Origin of the sequence: Alkalibacterium kapii (genome assembly GCF_007988865.1) — a bacterium.
GTDB lineage: Bacteria > Bacillota > Bacilli > Lactobacillales > Carnobacteriaceae_A > Alkalibacterium > Alkalibacterium kapii.
In genome coordinates this window covers 1-22785 of record NZ_BJUY01000022.1, presented here as the reverse complement: position 1 = coordinate 22785, position 22785 = coordinate 1, and the positions used below count along the sequence as shown (strand labels likewise).

Annotated in this window: 23 protein-coding genes; all 23 read left to right on the top strand. The window is 39.9% G+C overall.

Annotation, left to right across the window (positions count from 1 at the left end; translation table 11 throughout):
* Positions 1 to 31: 31 nt before the first annotated feature.
* The 23 genes from pta to AKA01nite_RS07450 all read left to right on the top strand — a co-directional run bounded on the left by pta (position 32) and on the right by AKA01nite_RS07450 (position 22738).
* Positions 32 to 1012, top strand: coding sequence for a phosphate acetyltransferase (pta, locus tag AKA01nite_RS07555; protein ID WP_146924713.1), 981 nt, complete (start codon positions 32 to 34; stop codon positions 1010 to 1012).
* A gap of 830 nt (positions 1013 to 1842) precedes the next feature.
* Positions 1843 to 1968: a hypothetical protein gene (locus tag AKA01nite_RS09435; protein ID WP_281282445.1), complete on the top strand. Its 126-nt coding sequence runs from the start codon at positions 1843 to 1845 to the stop codon at positions 1966 to 1968.
* 334 nt (positions 1969 to 2302) lie between these two features.
* On the top strand, positions 2303 to 4057 hold the full coding sequence (gene dhaK / locus AKA01nite_RS07550) for a dihydroxyacetone kinase subunit DhaK (protein ID WP_146924712.1): 1755 nt from the start codon (positions 2303 to 2305) through the stop codon (positions 4055 to 4057).
* Positions 4058 to 4250: 193 nt separating this feature from the next.
* The gene (locus tag AKA01nite_RS07545) at positions 4251 to 4973 is read left to right on the top strand and encodes an MIP/aquaporin family protein (RefSeq protein ID WP_246117009.1); all 723 of its coding nucleotides are present in this window, start codon (positions 4251 to 4253) and stop codon (positions 4971 to 4973) included.
* An 818-nt stretch (positions 4974 to 5791) separates the two neighbouring features.
* Entirely contained in the window at positions 5792 to 6943 is a 1152-nt protein-coding gene (locus tag AKA01nite_RS07540; RefSeq protein ID WP_146924710.1) for an iron-containing alcohol dehydrogenase, read from the top strand.
* A gap of 151 nt (positions 6944 to 7094) precedes the next feature.
* On the top strand, positions 7095 to 7676 hold the full coding sequence (locus AKA01nite_RS07535; RefSeq protein WP_146924709.1) for an ECF transporter S component: 582 nt from the start codon (positions 7095 to 7097) through the stop codon (positions 7674 to 7676).
* Complete coding sequence (locus AKA01nite_RS07530; protein ID WP_146924708.1) at positions 7677 to 8069, top strand: DUF4430 domain-containing protein; 393 nt, start codon at positions 7677 to 7679, stop codon at positions 8067 to 8069.
* Positions 8070 to 8296: 227 nt separating this feature from the next.
* On the top strand, positions 8297 to 9961 hold the full coding sequence (locus AKA01nite_RS07525) for a propanediol/glycerol family dehydratase large subunit (RefSeq protein WP_146924707.1): 1665 nt from the start codon (positions 8297 to 8299) through the stop codon (positions 9959 to 9961).
* Positions 9962 to 9980: 19 nt separating this feature from the next.
* Entirely contained in the window at positions 9981 to 10532 is a 552-nt protein-coding gene (locus tag AKA01nite_RS07520) for a propanediol/glycerol family dehydratase medium subunit (protein WP_222592495.1), read from the top strand.
* 12 nt (positions 10533 to 10544) lie between these two features.
* Positions 10545 to 10970, top strand: coding sequence for a diol dehydratase small subunit (locus AKA01nite_RS07515; RefSeq protein WP_146924705.1), 426 nt, complete (start codon positions 10545 to 10547; stop codon positions 10968 to 10970).
* 26 nt (positions 10971 to 10996) lie between these two features.
* A complete protein-coding gene (locus tag AKA01nite_RS07510) occupies positions 10997 to 12829 on the top strand; it encodes a diol dehydratase reactivase subunit alpha (protein ID WP_146924704.1) in 1833 nt (610 codons plus the stop codon).
* Positions 12822 to 13178: a glycerol dehydratase reactivase beta/small subunit family protein gene (locus tag AKA01nite_RS07505; RefSeq protein ID WP_186805135.1), complete on the top strand. Its 357-nt coding sequence runs from the start codon at positions 12822 to 12824 to the stop codon at positions 13176 to 13178. The genes AKA01nite_RS07510 and AKA01nite_RS07505 overlap by 8 nt, the downstream gene beginning before the upstream one ends.
* Before the next feature lie 21 nt (positions 13179 to 13199).
* Positions 13200 to 13730, top strand: a complete 531-nt coding sequence (locus tag AKA01nite_RS07500; RefSeq protein WP_146924702.1) for a cob(I)yrinic acid a,c-diamide adenosyltransferase — start codon at positions 13200 to 13202, stop codon at positions 13728 to 13730.
* Positions 13731 to 13756: 26 nt separating this feature from the next.
* Positions 13757 to 14176 (top strand): GlcG/HbpS family heme-binding protein, encoded by a 420-nt coding sequence (locus tag AKA01nite_RS07495; protein WP_146924701.1) that lies wholly within the window; start codon positions 13757 to 13759, stop codon positions 14174 to 14176.
* A gap of 338 nt (positions 14177 to 14514) precedes the next feature.
* Positions 14515 to 16446 carry a fructose-1,6-bisphosphatase gene (locus tag AKA01nite_RS07490; protein ID WP_146924700.1) on the top strand — a complete coding sequence of 644 codons (1932 nt, stop codon included), beginning with the start codon at positions 14515 to 14517 and terminating at the stop codon, positions 16444 to 16446.
* 381 nt (positions 16447 to 16827) lie between these two features.
* Positions 16828 to 17817, top strand: a complete 990-nt coding sequence (dhaK, locus tag AKA01nite_RS07485) for a dihydroxyacetone kinase subunit DhaK (RefSeq protein WP_146924699.1) — start codon at positions 16828 to 16830, stop codon at positions 17815 to 17817.
* A gap of 14 nt (positions 17818 to 17831) precedes the next feature.
* Positions 17832 to 18419: a dihydroxyacetone kinase subunit DhaL gene (gene dhaL, locus AKA01nite_RS07480; RefSeq protein ID WP_146924698.1), complete on the top strand. Its 588-nt coding sequence runs from the start codon at positions 17832 to 17834 to the stop codon at positions 18417 to 18419.
* Positions 18412 to 18786: a dihydroxyacetone kinase phosphoryl donor subunit DhaM gene (gene dhaM, locus AKA01nite_RS07475; RefSeq protein ID WP_146924697.1), complete on the top strand. Its 375-nt coding sequence runs from the start codon at positions 18412 to 18414 to the stop codon at positions 18784 to 18786. The genes dhaL and dhaM overlap by 8 nt, the downstream gene beginning before the upstream one ends.
* Before the next feature lie 175 nt (positions 18787 to 18961).
* Positions 18962 to 19387, top strand: a complete 426-nt coding sequence (locus AKA01nite_RS07470; protein ID WP_146924696.1) for an acyl-CoA thioesterase — start codon at positions 18962 to 18964, stop codon at positions 19385 to 19387.
* Between the two features lie 497 nt (positions 19388 to 19884).
* A complete protein-coding gene (locus AKA01nite_RS07465) occupies positions 19885 to 20586 on the top strand; it encodes an NAD(P)H-dependent oxidoreductase (RefSeq protein ID WP_146924695.1) in 702 nt (233 codons plus the stop codon).
* Positions 20587 to 20597: 11 nt separating this feature from the next.
* The gene (locus AKA01nite_RS07460) at positions 20598 to 20780 is read left to right on the top strand and encodes a hypothetical protein (protein WP_146924694.1); all 183 of its coding nucleotides are present in this window, start codon (positions 20598 to 20600) and stop codon (positions 20778 to 20780) included.
* Positions 20781 to 20928: 148 nt separating this feature from the next.
* Positions 20929 to 21582: an SDR family oxidoreductase gene (locus AKA01nite_RS07455; protein WP_146924693.1), complete on the top strand. Its 654-nt coding sequence runs from the start codon at positions 20929 to 20931 to the stop codon at positions 21580 to 21582.
* Positions 21583 to 21772: 190 nt separating this feature from the next.
* Positions 21773 to 22738 carry a DUF1002 domain-containing protein gene (locus tag AKA01nite_RS07450; RefSeq protein WP_146924692.1) on the top strand — a complete coding sequence of 322 codons (966 nt, stop codon included), beginning with the start codon at positions 21773 to 21775 and terminating at the stop codon, positions 22736 to 22738.
* Positions 22739 to 22785 lie beyond the last annotated feature (47 nt).

Here is a 22785-nt window from a genome sequence, read left to right as displayed (position 1 = left end):
ATGTAGAAAAACAACAATGGAGGGAAATATTGTGGAATTATTTGAAAGCTTGAAAAGTAAAATTCAGGGGAAAAATTTGAAAATCGTTTTTCCTGAAGCAACAGATGAACGTATTTTAGGAGCGGCGGTTCGTTTATACCACGACGAGTTACTTACCCCGATTCTGATTGGCGATAGAGACGAAGTCTTAAACGTTGCCAAAGAAAATGGGTTTGACCTGACGGGGATCGACATTGTGAACCCTCGTGATTATGATGCATACGATGAGATGGTAAGTGCATTCGTTGAACGTCGTAAAGGGAAAGCCACAGAAGAACAAGCAAGAGAGCAGCTGCTTGAAGTCAATTACTTTGGAACGATGCTCGTTTATATGGATAAAGCTGATGGACTGGTCAGTGGAGCGATTCACTCAACAGGTGAAACGGTAAGACCAGCACTGCAGATCATCAAAACTCGTCCGGGAATAAGCCGTACATCAGGCGCATTCATCATGCTGCGTGGACGCGGACAGGAGAAATACGTCTTTTCTGATTGTGCCATCAATCCAGATCCGGATGCCCAGACTTTAGCAGAAATCGCTGTTGAGAGTGCACGTACGGCTAAAATGTTCGATATCGATCCAAAAGTTGCTCTTTTAAGCTTCTCCACTAAAGGATCCGCCGAAGCTCCTGTCGTTGATAAAGTACGCGAAGCTACAGGTATCGCCCAAGGGATGGCACCTGAGTTTGATATTGACGGAGAGCTTCAATTCGATGCCGCTTTTGTACCTGCTGTAGCAAAACAAAAGGCACCAGAATCTAAGGTAGCCGGAGAAACCACTGTCTTTGTCTTCCCTGAGCTGCAATCTGGAAATATTGGGTATAAAATCGCTCAGCGTTTTGGAAACTTTGAAGCTGTAGGACCAATTTTACAAGGCTTAAACAAACCGGTTTCTGACTTATCTCGTGGATCTGTCGAAGAGGATGTATATAAAACAGCGATCATCACAGCCAACCAGTCGATCCAAGATTGAATTTACAGTTGTAACCAAAATGCATGACTATTAAATGCATACATGTATGAAATGAAAATGTTTTTTAATATAGAAGAGAGGCGAAGCAGGTTTTGTGCTGACCTCTCTTTTTTTTCTTGCACTATCAGTGTAATAGAACCAAGACAGCTGACTAAGACGGCTAATTTATCATCAGCGGTCCAGCCAATCAGCTTTTTTATTCATTGATGTGTTCTAGAGGAAGCTGTCTTGATGAATGTATTTCACTTCCAATAGCTTTTTTTCACTTACATCTACACCTCAATAGGATTCATCTTTATCCAGTTCAACTAATATATGGCTTCACACGCAACGGTACAGGTTCTTTAATGTTATTCCCTTTTCAGAATGGACGCCTAAATGTTTATTGACGAACAGCATTTCAGACACTCTGCAGTAACTTTATTTAAAAATGTTCGTATCCTCTCTTGCTGGTATGACCATCTGCAACTCACGTTTTCTGTTTATGGCCTAGTTCATTTATCTGCATCTATCAATTTTTAATTATTTAACTGACTGATGTTTTAACAAACGATTTTTTTGGATCAAGGTTCTCAATAAATAGGTGATGACTTATTCGTAAGGATAAACTGAATGATGGCATCTCCTTGTATGGCACAAGTGTATGTTGTCACACTTCGAATAATGAAACGGACAGATGTTTTGACATATCAAAACATCTGTCCGTTTAAAAACAAACGCTTACATAGTAAAGTATTGTTAGCAGAATAAGTCTATCAATACGATTGGATTTAATGCTGAATATATCGCGAATAAGATTTATTACTTTAAAAATAGCTAGTCAAGGAGGGATGAAAGCAGGTAGTCTTTGGACAATGTATGAGATGCATGGAAAAAAATTAAGCAGAAATTTTGTATTTATTTTTTTACCTATAGCTACTGGAAGACTGTATCCTGTTCAAATATTGGATGCATAGTAAAACGGATGTTAGTATCGCCGGAATCACATCATGTCCGGGAAAAAATCTAACTCTAAATGAGCATTTTTTCAATAGAGACAGCCAGACAACTGTTTTACGGATCATTAGTTTAGAGAGTTAGCCGCTTGCCAGGAAGTTTTTCGGTTGTTGTGGGATTAAGTGTCATTGTGAATATAAATACAGAAAATTAATTAAGTGATTACTTATCTATAAGGGTGATCATACCAGTGTTATTCAGAAAAACCATGTGAATTGGCTCGCTTTAGTGAATTTGAAGCCAATTGATGATTAGATGATAAGCAATATAATAAATAATAGGGAGATGTTTTAAATGAAAAAAATAATCAATACACCAGATACGCTGATGATGGAAATGATTAATGGCATAGTTTTGGCTCATCCGGAACTTGAACTCATAAATAAATACAAGGTAATTAAAAAGAAAAAAATGAATGATGAAAAAGTCACGTTAATCAGTGGGGGCGGCAGCGGACATGAACCCGCGCATGCTGGTTTTATAGGTAAGGGAATGCTGGATGCGGCTGTATGTGGAGAAGTTTTTGCCTCGCCTTCACAGATACAGGTTTATCAAGCAATCAAAAAAACACAGAGCAGCAAAGGAACACTACTGATCATCAAAAACTATTCTGGAGATATCATGAACTTCAAAAATGCGGCGCATCTCGCTAAAGAAGACGGAGCAGTTGTTGATTATGTAAAAGTTGAAGATGATATTGCCGTAGAGGACAGTTTATATACAGTTGGACGCCGAGGTGTTGCTGGAACGGTTTTGGTTCACAAAATAGCTGGGGCAGCCGCAGAAGAAGGACGTTCACTTTCAGATGTTAAAACCGTCGCACAAAAAGCAGCTGATAACGTGCGTAGTATTGGTATTGCACTAACATCTGGCACAGTGCCTGCTAAAGGAACACCAACATTTAAGCTGGAAGATGACGAAATGGAATATGGGGTAGGTATCCATGGTGAACCGGGGATAAGAAAAGAGAAAATGATGTCAGCTAGTCAACTAGCTGAACGTATGGTCAAAGATCTATTAAAAGATTTAAATGTTACGGATAATAACGAAGAAGAGCTTGTCGTATTAATTAATGGTTTCGGAGCAACGCCTCTTCAAGAACTCTATTTATTCAATAATGAAGTAGCGAGAGAACTTTCTGAAAGAAATATAAAAATTTGTCGTACATTTGTAGGAAACTATATGACAAGTGTTGACATGGCAGGTGTTTCTGTTTCGCTCATGAAGTTGGATGAGGAATTGAAATCACTCATAAATAAAGAGAGTGATACACCCGCTTTCAAAGTTTCAGGACCTGTGAAGCGTGTAGAATTTACTGATGCTGTTCTGGAGCAGACAAATCAATCAGCATCTTTTAAAGTAGAGACAGATAAAGAATACGTCAAAATTTCTAATAAAACGCTGACGTTAAATAACATGATTTATTTAGTGGATAAAATGAGTGAAATCATTATCGAAAACGAAGGGGCATTTAACGAACTGGATACTCACGCCGGTGATGGTGATTTCGGTATGAGTATTTCAAACGGGTTTAAGCAGCTGAAAAGAGAATGGGATTATGTACTGGAGCAGTCAAATGACATCGGAGAGTTCCTTGAAGAGTGCTCGCTGATCATTATGGAGAACTGCGGTGGCGCTTCAGGTCCGATTTGGGGTTCTGCATTTAGAGCAGCTGGTAAAAAAGTCGAAGGCAAAAAAGAACTATCCGTCGAAGAATTTTCTGATATGATCGATGCTGCAGTAAAAGGTATTCAGTCGACTGGTGAACGGTCATTCGGTAAAGGCGCAGAAGTCGGTGATAAAACATTGATCGACGCACTTGTCCCATGTCAAGAAGCTTGGGCTGAGAGTGCAGCAGCTGACGAGGACTTTAAGACAACATTCAAAAACGGTGCCAGTGCAGCAGTTAAAGGTGCGAAAAATACAGAAGACATCGTTGCTCGTATGGGTCGTGCTGGAACTGTCGGCGAACGCAGTATCGGACATCCAGATGCTGGAGCGTTTGCACTGGGAACGATTTTTACAGAATTATCTAAAAGTATCCAATAATAGTGATAAACAACATGAAGTTTTGACGTGGGAGTACGCTTACTGCTGTTTTATAAAATAAGCTGAATACTTCTGTAATCATGACGGAATACGATCAGGCTAAAGATGCAGTAAAGAGTTTGTACAGTAAAATGTGCAGCATGTTTCAGCTGCAGCATGCTAAAAACAAAAAATGAATCAGGGAGAGATGACATTGGATACCACTTTATTTCAGCAACTACTTGGAGAATTCTTCGGTACAATGATTTTGATTTTGCTCGGAGATGGTGCTGTTGCGGCAAATGTATTGAAAAGAACGAAATCTTATGAAGGCGGATGGCTTATGATTACGATCGGTTGGGGATTAGCGGTGAGCATGGGGATATATGCCGCCAGCTGGCTTTCGCCTGCACATATCAATCCTGCTGTAACATTTGGAATGGCAGTTTCCGGAAAGATAGGTTGGACTCTTGTTCTTCCCTATATCTTTGCGCAAGTAGCGGGTGCTTTTACAGGAGCTGCACTCGTTTGGCTGCACTATCTACCACATTTTGCTGCAACAGATGACGAGACAGCTATTTTGGCTGTATTCTCGACAGGGCCGGCGATCAAAGGAAGCAAATGGAATCTGTTATCGGAAACCATTGCGACCACCGTTTTGGTGTTTGTTCTTTTGGCTTTTACTCTCGGAGAATTTTCTGAAGGTGTCCTCCCGGTAGTCACAGGTTTACTGATTATAGCTATCGGAATTTCGCTGGGAGGAACGACAGGATATGCAATCAACCCAGCACGTGATCTAGGTCCGAGAATCGCCCATCAACTCCTTCCCATAGCAAATAAAGGTGATTCAGAATGGGAGTACTCATGGATCCCAATCATAGGCCCCTTAATGGGCGGAATAATAGCGGCATTACTGTTCATGGCTATGACCTTATAGTTAATACAAAGAAATGATTCTGATGGTGTAGTTACATCCCTTTGAAAATAGAAAAAAACTGACTTTAAGAACGTTCATGATGAAATCATGGACGTTCTTTTTACCCTGCAGAAGTGTCTGTATTTGAAGAGAACTGTTAAAAGTATAGCAAATAGATGTCTATGATCAGGTTAGATAATATTAAAATCGTATAGCCTAGTATTTATGTGACAAGGAGATTTATTAAAAAAGTACTGGCGCAAATAATAGTATTTGTCTGTTTTAGTGAAACTTTCACTTATTAAATATATACATAACTTATTTTTATAAAAAAAATGATTTAAATCATTCGATTCCAGTTCAAGTTTAAAAAACCTTTTAAATAAGAGTTTTAAAGATGAATAGAACGATATAAAAATAAAATATAAATAAATTTCAATAATTTTGACACTTTAAATAATCTGTCCGTTCCAAAACAAACGCTTTAAAGTTAAGATTTAATTGTAACAAATTCAGTTAATCACAAACTAACGCTGCTAAAAAGGAGGGATAGGGTCAAAATATCATCGCTCTAAAGGGTTGTATCCGGGTGAATAATTTTAATTCTAGCCGAGATAATTATCTTTCTTAAGATTTGAAAGTTTTTGGTCCTGTCAAAGTCTTTATCCATCGCTTTTCAGAAATGCCAGTAGCGCTAAAGGAAAAGTATCTGGCAGACAGACGGGTAATTATTTATGTTTGAATTGTATCATAAAGAACCCTTGGTAAGACGGTAGAGTAGTTTTGATTTAATTGAATCGATTTATATCCATACAATAAATTTATAAGGAGAGATAACGATGTATGATTATTTTTTACCAAGTACAAATTATTTTGGCAGAGGTGCAGTAAAAGTAGTAGGAGAAAAATGTAAGGTTCTGGGCGGAAAGAAGGCTTTGATCGTTACAGACAGTTTCCTGAGACAGTTACCGGGAGGTCCGGTCGAACAGGTCATTAACCATTTGGCAGATGATGGTATCGAACATGCTATCTACGACCAAGTCGAACCTAATCCAAAAGATACTAACGTTGCAGATGGATTGAAGATTTATGAAGCAGAGCAGTGCGACATGATTGTGACTGTTGGTGGCGGAAGTCCTCACGACTGCGGTAAGGGAATCGGTATTGCAGCAACGCATGAAGGAGATCTTTATGATTATGCTGGTATTGATACACTTGTAAACCCACTGCCGCCAATCGTAGCGGTAAACACGACAGCAGGTACTGCCAGTGAAATCACGCGTCATGCAGTTATCACCAATACTGAACTTAAAATAAAATATGTCATCGTGAGCTGGAGAAATACACCTCTTGTTTCAATCAATGATCCACTGCTTATGTTGGGTAAACCTGCAGCACTGACTGCGGCAACTGGTATGGATGCACTGACTCATGCAGTTGAATCTTATATTACCTTAGATGCCAATCCGGTAACCGATGCGGCTGCTATCCAGGCAATGAAACTGATTTCTACTAATCTCAGACAAGCAGTAGCTTATGGTAAAAATATTGAAGCACGAGAAAATATGGCTTATGCCTCACTGCTTGCAGGTATGGCTTTCAACAATTCCGGCTTGGGGTATGTCCATGCTATGGCACACCAATTAGGTGGATTGTATGATATGCCGCACGGCGTGGCTAATGCAGTACTACTTCCGCACGTTGCTCGCTATAACCTGATCTCCAATCCACAAAAATATGCGAACATCGCTGAATTTCTGGGAGAGAACATTGAAGGCCTCTCAGTTAGAGAAGCAGCAGATAAAGCCATCAGTGCATTGAAAAAGCTTTCCGAAGATGTGGGTATTCCTTCAGGATTAGCTGAAATGGGTGTCAAAGAAGAAGATTTCGAATATATGGCAAAAATGGCAATGAAGGATGGGAATGCGGGAACTAATCCGATTTCAGGTACAGAGAAAGATATCATTAAAATATTTAAAGAAGCTATGTAAAAACCTATAAGAGAAGTCGATCGTTTCATAGTATGAAGTGATCGGCTTCTCCTTATAAAATCAGCGACAGAATTTACGAATGCGTTTAAAAAGAGTGGAAATTTAAAATATGGTCTATATCTGCTCATAAAACGAGAAAGGAGAAGTGAAAGTGGGATTGAATCCTATAGATGAGCAGTCCGTATACGCCCGAGGACAGACGCATGCATTGACACGTATGGCATTGCTGACTTCACTTGTTTCAGTAGGAAGACTGAGTTTTTCTTTCATACCTAATGTTCAGCCAATGACAGTATTGATTGTGTGCATTACGTTGTATTATGGTTGGAAAACCGGTTTGGCTGTCTCACTCCTTTCTGTTTTACTTACTAACATTTATTTAGGAATGGGCCCCTGGACCTTTGCACAGCTCGCTGCATATACGGTGCTGGTCGGATGCACCCATTTACTTGAAGAGTCATACGAGTCTTTAAGTATGCCGATCCTACAGATATTTGTGGCTTTTTTAGGCTTACTTTACGGGTTGATTATTTCGTTGGTCCAGGCACCGTTTTTTGGATGGAACATATTTATCCCTTATTATTTATCTGGTCTTGTTTTTGACATTCTACATGCAGGTGGAAATGTCATTTTTTTCGCATTGTTATACCCGTTAGTCATGCAGCTGTTTAAAAGGACCAGTAAGGATACAACAAATCTACAATCAAACAACGAAAAGGAAAGGAAGAACTAAATGAAAAAGAAAAGCAATATTATATTAACAGCCATAGTGGCGATGGTTGCCTTGATTGTCATTTTTTGGGTTGTGAATGAAGATAACGACTCTTCAGTGAAGTCGGAAGATATAAAAGAAGTCACTGTTATGATTTATGCGAATGAGGAAGAATTGGCGAATGACACCATTGAAGTGAATGCAGAGGCAGCTTTGCTGGAAATCATGGAAGATCATTATGACATGAACGTTTCTGATGAAGGATTTGTTGAAGCTATCGAAGGTGTTGAACAAAGTGTTGATGACAATAAATATTGGGTATATGAAGCTAATGAAGAAATGGTTCCTGAATCTGCCGAAGATTTCGTTCCAGAAGATGGAGACATGATTTCATGGGAGCTTGTTCCATTTTAAGAAACATGGATGAGCGTTTAATTTGAATTCAGCGCAGGTTGCTTAGATGAATGGAATAACTAAAGTAAGCTGTCGTGTTTCAGCACGAATAATCAAAATGTCCTCTTTCTATGAAGTGAACGATTACTGTTATAAAAAGATACAGTGTTTATCATTCAAACAAAAAGATAATGGTTCAAGAAAGAGTCAGCACATAACTCATATATAAGGAAAGCAGGAGGGAAATAATGAGATCAAAAAGATTCGAGGAACTGGAAAAACGTCCGGTAAATAAGGATGGTTTTATCGGTGAGTGGGCAGCCGAAGGACTTATCGCAATGGAAAGTCCCGGAGATCCCAAGCCCAGCATTAGAATAGAAGCAAATAAGATAGTCGAACTGGATGGCAAATCCAGAGAAGCATTTGACATGATCGATCAGTTCATAGCTGAATATGCTATAAACATGGAAAAAGCAGAAGAAGTAATGGGTATGGATTCAACTGATCTGGCTAAAATGCTAGTGGATATCAATGTTGACAGAAAAGAAATCGTAGAATTGACGACAGCGATGACGCCTGCAAAAATCGTAGAGGTTGTAGGAACAATGAATGTTGTTGAAATGATGATGGCTGTGCAGAAAATGCGTGCGAGAAAAACTCCTTCGAACCAGTGTCACGTCACCAATTTAAAAGATAATGTTGTTCAGATTGCGGCAGACGCGGCAGAGGCTGCAATCAGAGGATTCGATGAGCAGGAAACGACAGTCGGGATTGTACGATATGCACCGTTCAATGCACTAGGAATCTTGGTAGGTTCTCAAGTCGGTCGTGGAGGCGTATTGACCCAGTGTGCCGTTGAAGAAGCGACTGAACTGGAGCTGGGGATGAGAGGATTCACGAGTTACGCTGAAACTGTATCGGTGTACGGCACTGAAGCTGTTTTCACAGATGGCGATGACACACCTTGGTCCAAAGGCTTTCTGGCCTCAGCATATGCTTCGAGAGGACTTAAGATGAGATTTACTTCCGGGACAGGGTCAGAAGCACTTATGGGATACACAGAAGGTAAATCGATGCTTTACCTGGAAACAAGATGTATTTACATTACCAAAGGAGCTGGGGTCCAGGGACTACAGAATGGTTCTGTAAGCTGTATCGGTATGACAGGAGCTGTCCCTTCAGGTATCAGAGCGGTTCTGGCAGAGAATTTGATTGCGATGATGCTCGATATCGAGTGTGCGTCAGCAAATGATCAGACATTTTCCCACTCGGATATCAGAAGAACAGCCAGGACGCTGATGCAGATGCTGCCTGGAACAGACTTTATTTTTTCGGGGTACAGTGCAGTACCCAATTACGACAACATGTTTGCAGGTTCCAACTTTGATGCGGAGGACTTTGATGATTACAACATTCTTCAAAGAGACTTGATGGTAGATGGTGGATTACGCCCGGTAACCGAAGAAGAAACGATTGCTATCCGAAATAAAGCGGCAAAAGCTATACAGGCGGTATTCAATGAGCTGGGTCTTCCAGTAATTACTGATGAGGAAGTTGAAGCGGCCACATATGCACATGGCAGCAAGGACATGCCGGAAAGAAATGTAGTGGAAGATTTAAAAGCCGCTGAAGAAATGATGAAACGTGGAATAACAGGACTAGATATCGTCAAGGCTTTAAGCAGGCAGGGCTTTGAAGATGTTGCAACTAACCTACTGAATATGCTGAAGCAAAGAATTTCAGGAGATTATCTGCATACTTCAGCTATCCTTGATAAAGATTTCAATGTCGTCAGTGCAGTCAATGATGTCAATGATTATAAAGGACCGGGTAGTGGCTATAGAATCAGTAAGGAAAGATGGAATGAAATTAAAAATATTCCAAACGCAATGAAACCGGAAGATATCGATTAAAAAAATCGAGAAGGATGTGATGATAATGAAGTTAACTGAAACAGAAAAAGCTGTAAAAGGTAACAGAGAAGATGAGATTGTAATAGGCCTCGCACCCGCTTTTTTTAAATATCAGCATAAGAGTATTGTAGATGTTCCACATGACGATATCTTGAGAGAAATCATGGCTGGGATTGAAGAAGAAGGACTTCGCCCAAGAGTTGTAAGAGTTATTAAAACGTCTGATGTTTCTTTTATTTCTCTAGAAGCAGCAAAATTGAGCGGTTCAGGCATCGGAGTTGGCATTCAGTCTAAAGGGACTACTGTAATTCATCAGAAAGATCTTTTGCCACTGAACAATCTGGAAATTTTTTCGCAGGCACCCTTGCTGAATTTAGAAACATATAGAATGATAGGTAAAAATGCTGCACAGTATGCAAAAGACCAGTCACCGAATCCGGTGCCAACAAAGAATGATCAGATGGCCAGACCTAAATTTCAGGCAAAAGCAGCTCTGCTGCATATTAAGGAAACAAAGCATGTCATCGAAGATGAGAAGTCGGTCGAAGTAGAAGTCAGTTTTGAAGAATAGGAGAGAAACGACATGTCAGAAAAAATGAAAGTGCAGCAAGACTACCCATTGTCACAAAAAAGACCGGATCTTCTAAAAGCGCCTACAGGAAAGATGCTGGAAGATATAACTCTTGAAAAAGTCATGAAAGGTGAAGTGGATCCGGAAGATGTAAGGATATCACCCGAAACGTTAGAACTTCAGGCACAGATTGCAGATGCAGATGGAAGACAAGCCATTTCCAGAAACTTTAGAAGAGCAGCTGAATTGATTGCGATACCGGATGAAAGATTACTGGAAATTTATAATGCACTTAGACCGTATCGCTCTACAAAGCAGGAGCTCGTCGACATTGCAGAAGAACTGGAAGAAAAATATGATGCCAAAATAAATGGTGCATTTATTAGAGAAGCTTCTGAAGTTTACGAGAAGAGAAACAAACTAAAAAAAGATGAATAATTTGATAGGTTTTAGGAGGTGGTGGAATGAAAATCATAGCAGGTGTGGACATAGGTAATGCTACGACGGAAGTTGCTTTAGCCCAGTTAAAGGATGAGGATAAGCACACATTCCTGGCTAGTAGCATCGTCCCGACCAGCGGCATCAAGGGGACGAAAGAGAATATCAAGGGCGTTTTTGATTCATTGGACAGTGCTTTAAAAACAGCCGGATTGACGCGTGATGAGTTAGACTTGATACGTGTCAATGAAGCAGCGCCTGTCATAGGGGATGTGGCGATGGAGACTATAACAGAAACGATCATCACTGAGTCTACAATGATTGGTCATAATCCCTCTACACCTGGAGGGTATGGTGTAGGAGTAGGTCAGACTGTTGCGATAGAAAACCTGCTCCAGATCAGTCATGATGAACCCGTCATTGTTCTGGTGTCTAAAGTTGTTGATTTCTTCGAAGCAGCAGCTGAAATAAATAAAGCCACAGATAATGGCATCAATGTGGTAGGAGCAGTACTCCAGAAAGATGATGGAGTACTGGTAAATAATCGGTTGAATAAAAAAATCCCCATTGTAGATGAAGTACTGATGCTGGAAAAAGTACCTCTTGATATGAAAGCGGCAATAGAAGTCGCATCTGCTGGCGGGGTCGTGGATGTCCTTTCAAATCCGTATGGTGTTGCTACAGTATTCGGGCTAACCTCTGAGGAAACTAAAATGATCGTACCTTTGTCCAGAGCTTTGATCGGCAATAGATCAGCAGTCGTTATCAAAACCCCTAAGGGTGATGTTCAGGAGAAAAGGATCCCGGCTGGAAAAATTATTATCAGAGGTGACCGAGGAGAAAAAACAGTAGATGTCGAAGATGGAGCTCTTAAAATCATGGAATCAGTGGGACATTCTAAGGTCATCGAAGACATAAAAGGTGAAGCCGGCACTAATGCCGGGGGGATGCTTGAACGTGTTCGTCAAGTGATGTCAGATTTGACAAAACAACCGGTTTCGAGTGTGAAGATACAGGACTTGCTGGCGGTAGATACCTTAACGCCACAGACTGTTATAGGAGGACTTGCTCAGGAATTCTCTCTAGAAAATGCTGTGGGTATAGCCGCAATGGTCAAGGCCGACAAACTGCAGATGAAGATGATCGCAGATCAGTTGACTGAAGAAATCAGTATAGAGGTAGAGGTCGGTGGAGTTGAAGCAGATATGGCGATCGATGGTGCCCTCACAACGCCGGGAACGAACACTCCCCTAGCCATACTTGATATGGGAGCGGGCTCTACAGATGCTTCTATTATTGATAAAAGTAGTAAGACCACTTCTGTTCATCTGGCCGGCGCAGGAAATATGGTCACCATGCTGATAAATTCTGAACTAGGGCTGGAAAGCTTTGAATTAGCTGAAGATGTAAAGAAATATCCGCTGGCTAAAGTTGAAAGCCTGTTCCATATCAGACACGAAGATGGAACAGTTGAGTTTATGGATCGTCCTCTCGAACCACATTTATTTGCGCGGACCGTTATATTGAAAGAAGAGAGCATGATTCCACTACAAGGAAACATGTCCCTGGAAAAGATAAGAACTGTAAGGAAGAAGGCTAAGCAGAAAGTATTTGTGACTAATGCTCTACGAGCTCTACGAGCAGTTTCCCCGACAGGAAATATTAGAAGTATCGAATTCGTTGTACTGGTCGGTGGTTCAGCTCTGGATTTTGAAATCCCGCAGTTAGTTACAGATGCCCTGGCTCATTATGGTATCGTTGCCGGTCGAGGAAACATTAGAAGTACAGAAGGGCCTCGAAATGCCGTCGCTACGGGCCTGATATTGAATTATGCTGAAGGTGGCGAAAATAATGACTAAGGATCCTACTATAGACAACGTCTGTATCATTATTTATATTTCTCCCTCAGCCTTAAAATCAAACAGTCTGAATGAAGTCCTTTGGGGTATAGAGGAAGAAGGCATTCCGTATTGCATTAAAGAAAGCAGTGATGCTCTAGCACAGGTACAAAGCCACCAAGCTTCTATTGATTCTGTGCTTGGAGTGGGTATTGGATTTGGCACAGATGATAGGATCACCGTCCACAGCAGTAGACTTGAAAAGGATCATCCACTTTTAAAGGTCAGAAGGGATGAACCTCTGTATAATCTGAGAAATATAGGAGCGAATGCGGCAAGACTTGTGAAGGGCATACCGTTTAAACTATAAAATGGGATAAGGATGTGTAAAATGGGAGCTATATATACAAAAACAGGTGACAAAGGAAAAACAGCATTACTGGGTGGAAGCAGAGTATCAAAAGATGATTTGAGAGTGGATTGTTACGGAATATTCGATGAAGCCAACGCTATGCTGGGTGTTGCGTATTCTAATATCGAAGATCTGGACATGAAAAAAGTTATACGTGATATTCAGAAAGACCTATTCACATTATCTGCTGAACTAGCAAGTGATTCAAAAGGTAGAGAAAAATTAACATCAAGTATTCAAAAAATAGACATTGAAGCGACAGAACATCTTATTGATGATTACACAAATCAGCTTGAAAAGTTAAAAGCCTTTGTTATTCCTGGTGAGACACCGGGTTCTTCATTTCTGCACGTATCCCGAACGATTGTACGCAGAGCAGAAAGATCTCTGATAAAACTGCAAAAACAGGAAACAGTGAGGAAAGAAATCACTCAGTATACAAATAGATTATCCGACCTGCTTTTTATTTTGGCGCGTGTTGAAAGTGAATTATTAAATGTTCAGTCATAAAGAAAATAATTATAAAGGAGAAAAAAATGACTATCAAAACAAATGATATCAAGCAAGTGACGTTGGAAACAGTGAAGAAAATGGCGCAGGCGGCAGAAGAAAAAGCCGCAGAGATGAATGTTCCGATCGTTTTTGCTGCTGTAGATACTGGCGGTAATCAAATGCTTATGCATAGAATGGAAAAAGCCTTATTTACAAGTGTGGAAATAGCTGTAAACAAAGCATTCACCTCTGCTGCTTTAGGGATAGGAACAGACGAAGTAGCTCCGCTCGTTCAACCTGGCGAAAGTCTTTATGGTTTGCAGTTGTCTAATGACTGTAAAATCGTACCATTTGGTGGAGGATTCCCGATAATCGTCAACAATGAGGTCGTTGGTGCTATTGGTGTAAGTGGTGGGGCAGTCGAAGAAGACATGGCTATTGCATCTTATGCCCTAAATGTTTAAAGGATTCTTACGCAGGAGTCTTCGAGGCGTATTAGTAAAAGCAATATTTGACTGGCGCATACGATAGTGTGACGTTTTGACTTGTTCAACTAAAGAGCTGAAAAAGAATAACAGCAGCCTGATTCACACCAGTCGTTACCTTGTGAATCGGGCTGTTTTGTTCTGCAATAACCATCTGTATGCCTGTAATGAAGCGCCTGTAAATGGTATTATTGAATTGTAAATATACAACAAACGGATGCTAACCTTATACAAAGAGAGCAACAGGGTGTATTATTAGGAAACAACACAGCAAGCTGATCGGCGGGCAGCGATAGTTTTTTTAGAGAGGGAGAATAATGTTGAAAGATACCAAATATTTGGAGCTGTTGAAAGAAAAATATCAAAAACCAGAGTCCGTCTATACTGAGTTGATAAACCTCGAGGCAATTCAGAATCTGCCTAAAGGGACCGAGCTGTTTTTATCTGATATTCACGGCGCTTCTATGGAGTTTGAACATATACTCAGAACGGGATCGGGAAATGTAAGTGAAAAAATAGAGAATTTTTATGGAGAGAAATGGGATGCAGAGAAAAAGAATGCCTTCAGTCTGATGATCAGTTATCCCAAGGAAGCTTTGTCACGAATGAAGGCAGAACGAAAAACCAAAGCTTGGTATGCTGAAACGATTTTAGAGCTCATAGATTTCATGCGTTTTTGTTCAGTCAAATATACGCGTTCCAAAGTCCGGAAGGCACTACCCGAGAAGTACCGGTACATTATTGAAGAACTGCTGTATACGGACCTTTCACGCAACACCAAAAATCTCTACTACAAAAACATACTCGACAGACTTATCGATCTGGGACAGGCTCAGCACTTCATAATTGCTCTATGCCAGGTGATTCCTCGTTTGGTGATCGACCATCTTCATTTAGTCGGAGATATTTTTGACCGCACCAGTGGCGAATATACTATCATGGAAAAGTTGATGAATCACCATTCTGTGGATATACAGTGGGGGAATCACGATGTTCTGTGGATGGGGGATATGTATGGATCAAAGGCCAATTTAATGACGCTCCTTCGAATTGCTGCCCGATACGGTTATCTGTTTGATTTGGAAAAAACCTATGGACTTAATCTTCGCCCGCTGTTTCTTTACGCGGAGGAAAACTATTCCGCCCATGATTCTTTCAAACCCAAAATCGTTTCTGACGAGAAAAATATTTTCAAAGAAGAAAGTGAGAAACTGCTGACTAAAGTACATCAAGCTCTAGCTGTGATTCAGTTTAAACTGGAAGGTCAAATTATTTTAAGGAGACCGGAATTTAAAATGGAAGACCGGCTTTTACTTGATAAAATCGATCCGCACGAAAAGAGCATTATTATAGATGGTAAGACATTTTTATTGAACGATTTTCCTTATGAGCAAATCAATTTTGAAAAGCCTTATGATCTATGTCCTGAAGAACTTCATATAATCGAGACATTACTGGAAAGTTTTCAGCAGTCAGAAAAAATACAACGGATGGGTCGGTTCTTGCTGGAAAAAGGAAGTATGTATCTCATATACAATGACCATCTCCTCTATCACGGGTGCATTCCGTTGAATGAGGAAGGCGAACTAATGGAGCTCAAACTGCAGGATAGTGTCACTTCCGGTAAAGAAATGCTTGATTTATTTGAACGTCATATACGCAAGGCTGCTGTGGATCCGAACAGTTCAGATACTTTTTCAACTGATCTGATATGGTATGCATGGACCGGACCGGTTTCACCGCTATTTGGAAGAGACAAGATGACCACATTTGAACGCTACTATATCGATACCCCAAGTGTGCACAAAGAAAACAGAAATGCTTATTTTGATTTAAGAGATGATGAACAGATCGTCAATAATATTTTAAGCTCATTCGGTCTGAATAGAAAGACTTCTAAGATAATTAATGGGCATACACCAATTAAAGCTAAAAAAGGAGAAAAACCGGTCAAAGCAAAGGGTCAACTGTTTGTCATTGACGGAGGGATGAGTCAGGCCTACAGAAAAGACACAGGAATTGCGGGTTATTCTTTACTCAATAATTCTTATGGTTTTCAGTTAGTGATCCATCAGCCTTTTGAATCACTTGACAAACTGTTTGATCGAAAAAAAGAAGAGACCTCCCTCAAACAGATGATAGACGAAAAGCAAAAACGTAAATTAATAAAAGATACTACAGTCGGTCGGATGATTCAGTCTCAAATCGATGACTTGCAGAAACTGGTGAACTACATTAAAGAGGAATGAATGACATTAAAAATAATAGTTGATTAAAACGATAGGTGAAATTGCTAGGCAGTTTTGACAGACAGGTCCAATTGTCCGTTTATTTACAAACGCTTTCATATTATTATTAAGTTAACCCTTTCAGAGAGGTGGGTGCTTGTATATTAATGCTCGAATAAGAACATTGAATTATAATTTATCAGGAGTTAATGATAGATTTAGATATTATCCTAAGGTATATTTAATATCAAAAGGCTATGAGGATTAACCATCTAAAATATAAGCGAATAAAATGATACATTTCATTTATGATCAAAATAAGGGAGAAAAGTCGCTTCGTTTCAAACATAGTGTATTCAATAAATTTTTTAGAATAATATTAGATAGTAGGAGGAAAATAACATGAAGAAAATAATCAATAAATCTAGTGAAGTTGTAGACGACATGCTCGAAGGTTTTTCTTTCGTACATCAGGATTTAATAGAGAAACTCGAAGGCTTTAGAGTCTTAGTAAGTAAGAAAAATAAAAATCAGGTTAGTTTGGTCAGTGGCGGTGGAAGTGGACACGAACCTGCTCATGCCGGCTTTGTAGGTGAAGGGATGCTCTCAGCAGCAGTTTGCGGAGAAGTCTTTACATCTCCTACACCTGATCAGATTCTTGAAGCAATCAAAGCTAGCGATAATGGGCAAGGGGTATTATTGATTGTAAAAAATTATACCGGTGACGTCATGAATTTCGACATGGCTAAAGAACTAGCTGAAATGGAAGATATAAAAGTTGAAACGGTTCTAGTTGATGACGATATTGCTGTTGAAGATAGTACGTATACTGCTGGTAAGCGCGGTGTAGCTGGAACTGTTTTAGTGCATAAAATACTAGGTGCTTATGCAAGACAAGGAAAAACATTGGAAGAACTGAAAGAACTTGGCGACGCATTAGTCAAACGTATCAAAACAATTGGTGTGGCATTAACCGCAGCAACAGTACCTGAAGTGGGTAAACCGGGGTTCGAATTGAAAGCAGATGAACTAGAATATGGTGTAGGTATTCACGGTGAACCAGGATATTTACGTGAACCATTAAAATCATCTAAAGACATCGCGAAAGAATTAGTAGAGAAATTGGCACGCTCATTTAACTTCAAAGATGATTCACAGTACGGGATACTAGTAAATGGTCTTGGTTCCACACCGTTGATGGAACAATATATTTTCTTTAATGACGTAAAGAAAGAAATGGATACACTAAACGTACAAATTGAGTATGCAAAAGTTGGTAATTACATGACCTCCCTTGATATGTTAGGGGTTTCATTGACAATTATTGAGTTTGATGAAGATAGCGAAGTATCCGCTTTGAAAGAAAAAGTCGATACACCTGGTTGGGAATAGAAAGGATAATTTATATGACTATAACAACAGAAGAAACGCGACGATGGTTGGTTAATTTCAGTAAAAGAATCGAAGAGGAAAAACAGTATTTAAGCAATCTTGACCAAGCCATTGGTGATGGTGACCATGGTTCAAATATGGCTAGAGGTGTCAAGGCAGTTGAAGAAGCAATCGACGACGATAGTTTAGAAAAGCCTAGCGAAGTGATGAAAAAAGCGGCTATGGCTATGATCAGCAAAGTGGGGGGGGCTTCAGGCCCTTTATATGGGTCAGCTTTTTTAGAAATGTCAAAAAGCGTTGATGAAAAAGACTTGGATGAGGTTGTTGAAGCTGGTTTAAATGCGATAAAAAAGCGTGGCCAAGCAAAATTAAAAGATAAGACTATGGTCGATATGTGGGAGCCAGTTGTTGAATCTTTAAAGAATGATACCTTGACAAAAGCTAGTATCCAAGAAGCAATGGAAGCCACAAAACCGCTGAAAGCAAAAAAAGGAAGAGCGTCTTATTTGAATGAACGTTCCATTGGCCATTTAGATCCAGGAGCTGTTTCAAGTGGCTATCTCTTCATGGCATTAATTGAGGAGGTTGAGTCAATTGGCTAAAGCATTTGGAATAGTTCTCGTTTCTCATATTAATGAACTCGCATCAGGACTCCATACACTCGTTAAGCAAGGTGCTTCTGATACCCCAGTAACTTATGCAGGTGGAACAGATGATGACGGGATAGGATCTAGTTTTGATAAAATCATGAAAGCGGTCGAGGAGAATGATGCAGATCATCTTTATGCATTTTATGATTTGGGGAGTGCTAAAATGACACTTGAGATGGTCAGTGAAATGAGCGACAAATCGATCGAAATCAAAGATTGTGCATTTATCGAAGGTGCTTATACGGCTGGCGTTTTGATTGGAGCAGGTAACGATAAAGAAAGCATAGATGAACAGTTAAAACCCCTTGAAGTGAAATAAAAAATAAAAGATAAAAAGCAACTGTTACCGCTTCTTAAAGAAGTCCGTCAGTTGCTTTTTGACTATTGAACAATATTAAGTTAACTTGGTTTAGTGAAAAGGATTCAGTAATATCGTTTCTGTATAATCGGTTATGCTAAAATAATAACTAATAAATTTTTAAGGTGGATGCGCAGTGGATATTTACAGTCATAAAATTCATTATTACGAAACAGATCAGATGCAGATCGTGCATCATTCGAATTACATTCGGTGGTTTGAAGAGGCGCGTACGCATTTGATGGATGAGATCGGTTTTGGTTATCAGCGAATGGAAAACGAAGGCATTGTTATACCGGTTTTAGGTGTCAATGCTGAATATAAAACGATGTCGCGTTATGGCGAGACCGTGGAAATAGAAGCCTTTGTCAAGCAGTTCAGTGGTGTCAAGCTGGTTGTCAGCTATATAGTACGGGATAAGGAAACTAAGGAAATACGTGCTATTGGAGAGACAAAACATGCTTTTCTAGACAAGGAAACGTATCGCCCAGTGTCACTGAAACGGAAACATAAAGAAATGTACAAGCTGTTCAACGATATGCTGACAGAAAAGAATGAGTAAGCATTTTTTGATCCCAGATGTCGAACTCAAAAGGTATGGACTCCGTGAGTAAGCACTTTTTGAAGTGAGATGTAGAACTCGGAAGGTGCAGTCTCACTGAGTATGCACTTTTTGAAGTGAGATGTCGAACTCGGAAGGTATGGACTCTGTGAGTAAGCACTTTTTGAAGCGAGATGTCGAACTCGGAAGGTGCATTCACAATGAGTAAGTACTTTTGGAAGCAGAATGTCGAACTCAGGAGGTGCATTTTCAATGAGTAAGCACTTTTTGAAGTGAGATGTAGAACTCGGAAGGTGCATTCACAATGAGTAAGCACTTTCGAGACAAAAGTGTCGTATTCAAGAGAAACAAACGAGTGAGTTCCCATTCCAGCGACTATCACATAACAACTGAGTTCCATACAATCTCTTGAGTTACGAATCATACCCTTTGATCGATCAATTTTGATATACTGACGTTACATAAACAAACACGAACGCCAACTGAGGAGAATATTTGTGAAAACTTTAATCATAGTATCTCATCCATCTGTTTTGGAATCCGGCAGTCAGCAGTTTCTGATTCAGTCTTTACCGGATGATGAAGAGATCACCTTACACATACTTGAAGAAACGTATCCAAATGGAGACATCGATATTAAAAAAGAACAGAAACTCTTGGTGAATCATGACCGAATTCTTTTTCAGTTTCCATTTTACTGGTACTCATCTCCGCCACTTTTAAAAAAATGGCAGGATGAAGTGCTCACTGAGCATTTTGCTTTTGGGTACAGAGGGAATAAACTGAAAGACAAAGAATTTGGATTGATCCTTGCGATCGGACTGCCTGAAAAAGAGTACAAAACAGGGGGACGGGAAGGTTTCAGTATCAGTGAATTAACCAAACCGTTTCAGGCTATGGCTAAAAAAACAGGTATGATTTATCTGAAACCCTTAACTATTTTTCAATTTTCGTATATGTCAGAAAAGCAAAAAAAAGCATTACTTATTGAGTACCAGCAATATATCAGCTTAGAGCAGCCTATAACATTGAAAAGTCGAGAAGAATGGTTACTGAAAGAGCTGGAAAAAACACCGCAAGAAACTTTGGCGACAGAAGACGCCTTGTTTATCCTAGAAGAGGTCAGAGAGGTAATTGAAGATAACCGGATCGAACTCGATGAGTTAAAATTGCACTTAGATAATTATGATGACAAGTAAAGAGGGATACTATGGAAGAGAATCAGTGGGTGAAAAATCAACTAAGGCAGTTGGAGAAAGAAAGTCAGGATTATAAGCAGAAAGCACTACTCCAAGAAACATTGGCTTTGCTTTTAGAACAAGAAAAAAGAGAAGAACAACTCAAAGGTGAGCTGGATGGAACGCTCTGGAGTCCGGGGAACTGGTCGAGTTAAAACTTTAAAGGAAAGAAATTAGACCTTTGTTCCTGGTTAACTTATTTCAGGTAACACTTTCAAATCATGCAGGCAAAGCGTTCTTTTGGTTATAAAATGTCTTTTTTGTTAAGCTAAAGGAAGAATAAAAATTAAAAGGAGCGATAATATGAACGTACTCATTATAGGAGCCCATGGACAGATCGGTCAGCATTTGGTAGATGAACTGAAAAATGACAAGAAACACACTCCCATCGCTTTCGTTAGAAAAGAAGAACAGGTAAAAGAATTTGAAGAAAAAGACGTAAAAGCGCGACTGGGGAATCTTGAAGATTCTGTAGATGAGATCAAAAAGCGGATGACTGATATTGATGCAGTCGTCTTTACGGCCGGATCCGGCGGCAGTACTGGAGCGGACAAAACCTTATTGATCGACTTGGATGGTGCGGTCAAAGCTGTTGAAGCGGCTAAAGCGAGTGGTATCGATCGCTTTGTCATGGTCAGTGCCTTTGGAGCCGACGACCGTGACAGATGGAATGATGAGTTGAAATCTTACTATGTAGCGAAGCATTTTGCAGATATGTGGCTGATGGATTCAAAACTAAACTACACGATCGTCCGTCCAGGCATGCTTGAAAACAAAGATTCTATCGGGAAAGTCCTGATCAAAGACGTTATTGAAGAGAGCGACGTTTTCAGCATACCGAGAATAGATGTGGCCAAAGTCCTTACAGAGGCGTTGGATAATGAGAAAACATATCACAAATCCTTTGATCTGGTTACCGGAGAGGATTCAGTCAGTGATGCTTTAAATAAACTGTAACCCCATTTTCAAGCACAGAAGCACTGTTTAAATGACAGTGCTTTTTTTAATAATATAGTAATTTGAAAAGATAAGAAAACCATTTAATCGAATGAACGGTTGTTTTTATTCCTAAATGTGTAAAATTAAAACAATGATGGTATACTGTATCTGCATTAAACTAAATGCATTTTCAAAAGGAGAGAAAAAGATGATCAAAAAACTTAAAAATGGAATGAAATACGCCGCTGCCTTAAGTGTATTAACTCTGATGCCATTAGTGAGTGTGGATGCCTCGGAAGGTATTGATACCAGCGTTGTCGATGAAGCTTGGGGTTTGCCGACATTTGTTTATGGCGGAGGGTTGAATGATGAACAAATTCAGGAAACCGCAGATTTATTAAATATTGACAATAGAGAAAATGTGGCAAGCGTAGACGTCACAGGTAATGACTTACAGAATTATTTGGGTACTGGGTCTGGAAACACGGCCAGTATGATTTCTTCTGTTCTCGTTCAGCGGGAAGATGAAGGCGACGGGGTGACGGTTCTGATCGAAACGCCAGATGATATCACTGAAATCACTGAAGAACAGTATGCCAATGCAGCAATCACTGCAGGAGTGGAAGATGTAACGATCATGGTCGCCAGTATACGTCCAGTCACAGGCGAAAGTGCATTGACAGGGATCTATAAAGCTTTTGATGTGAATGGTGAAGAGCTGGACCAGGATCGAATGGAAGTTGCTCAGGAAGAACTGGAAACAACCAATGAAATCGCTCAAGCTAATGAAGGGAAAGAAGCCTTTGATACGTCCCGTTTTGATCAGGCAATCGTTGAAATCAAACAACAGTTGGCAGAACTTCGTGAAAAGCAAGATGAACTGGCTACGCGTGAAGATATCGAACGCATAATCAATGATGCTTTGGAAAATAATGAGCTGAAATCTGTTATCAGCCAGGAACAAATTGACCGCTTACTTGCTTTCTTTGAAAAATACCAGCAGACTGGAGCGATCAACTCAGAAGAGGTCAGAAAACAGCTGGAGAATTTATCTTCCAATATTAGAGACCGCTTTGGTGATTTGTGGCAGGATGCTGAAGACAGTGGTCTGATCGATCAGATCGGAAATTTCTTCAGCCAGTTATGGCAGACTATAAAGAACTTGTTCAATTAATGAATAAATAAAAGAGTCAGATCGCAAAATGTGATCTGACTCTTTTT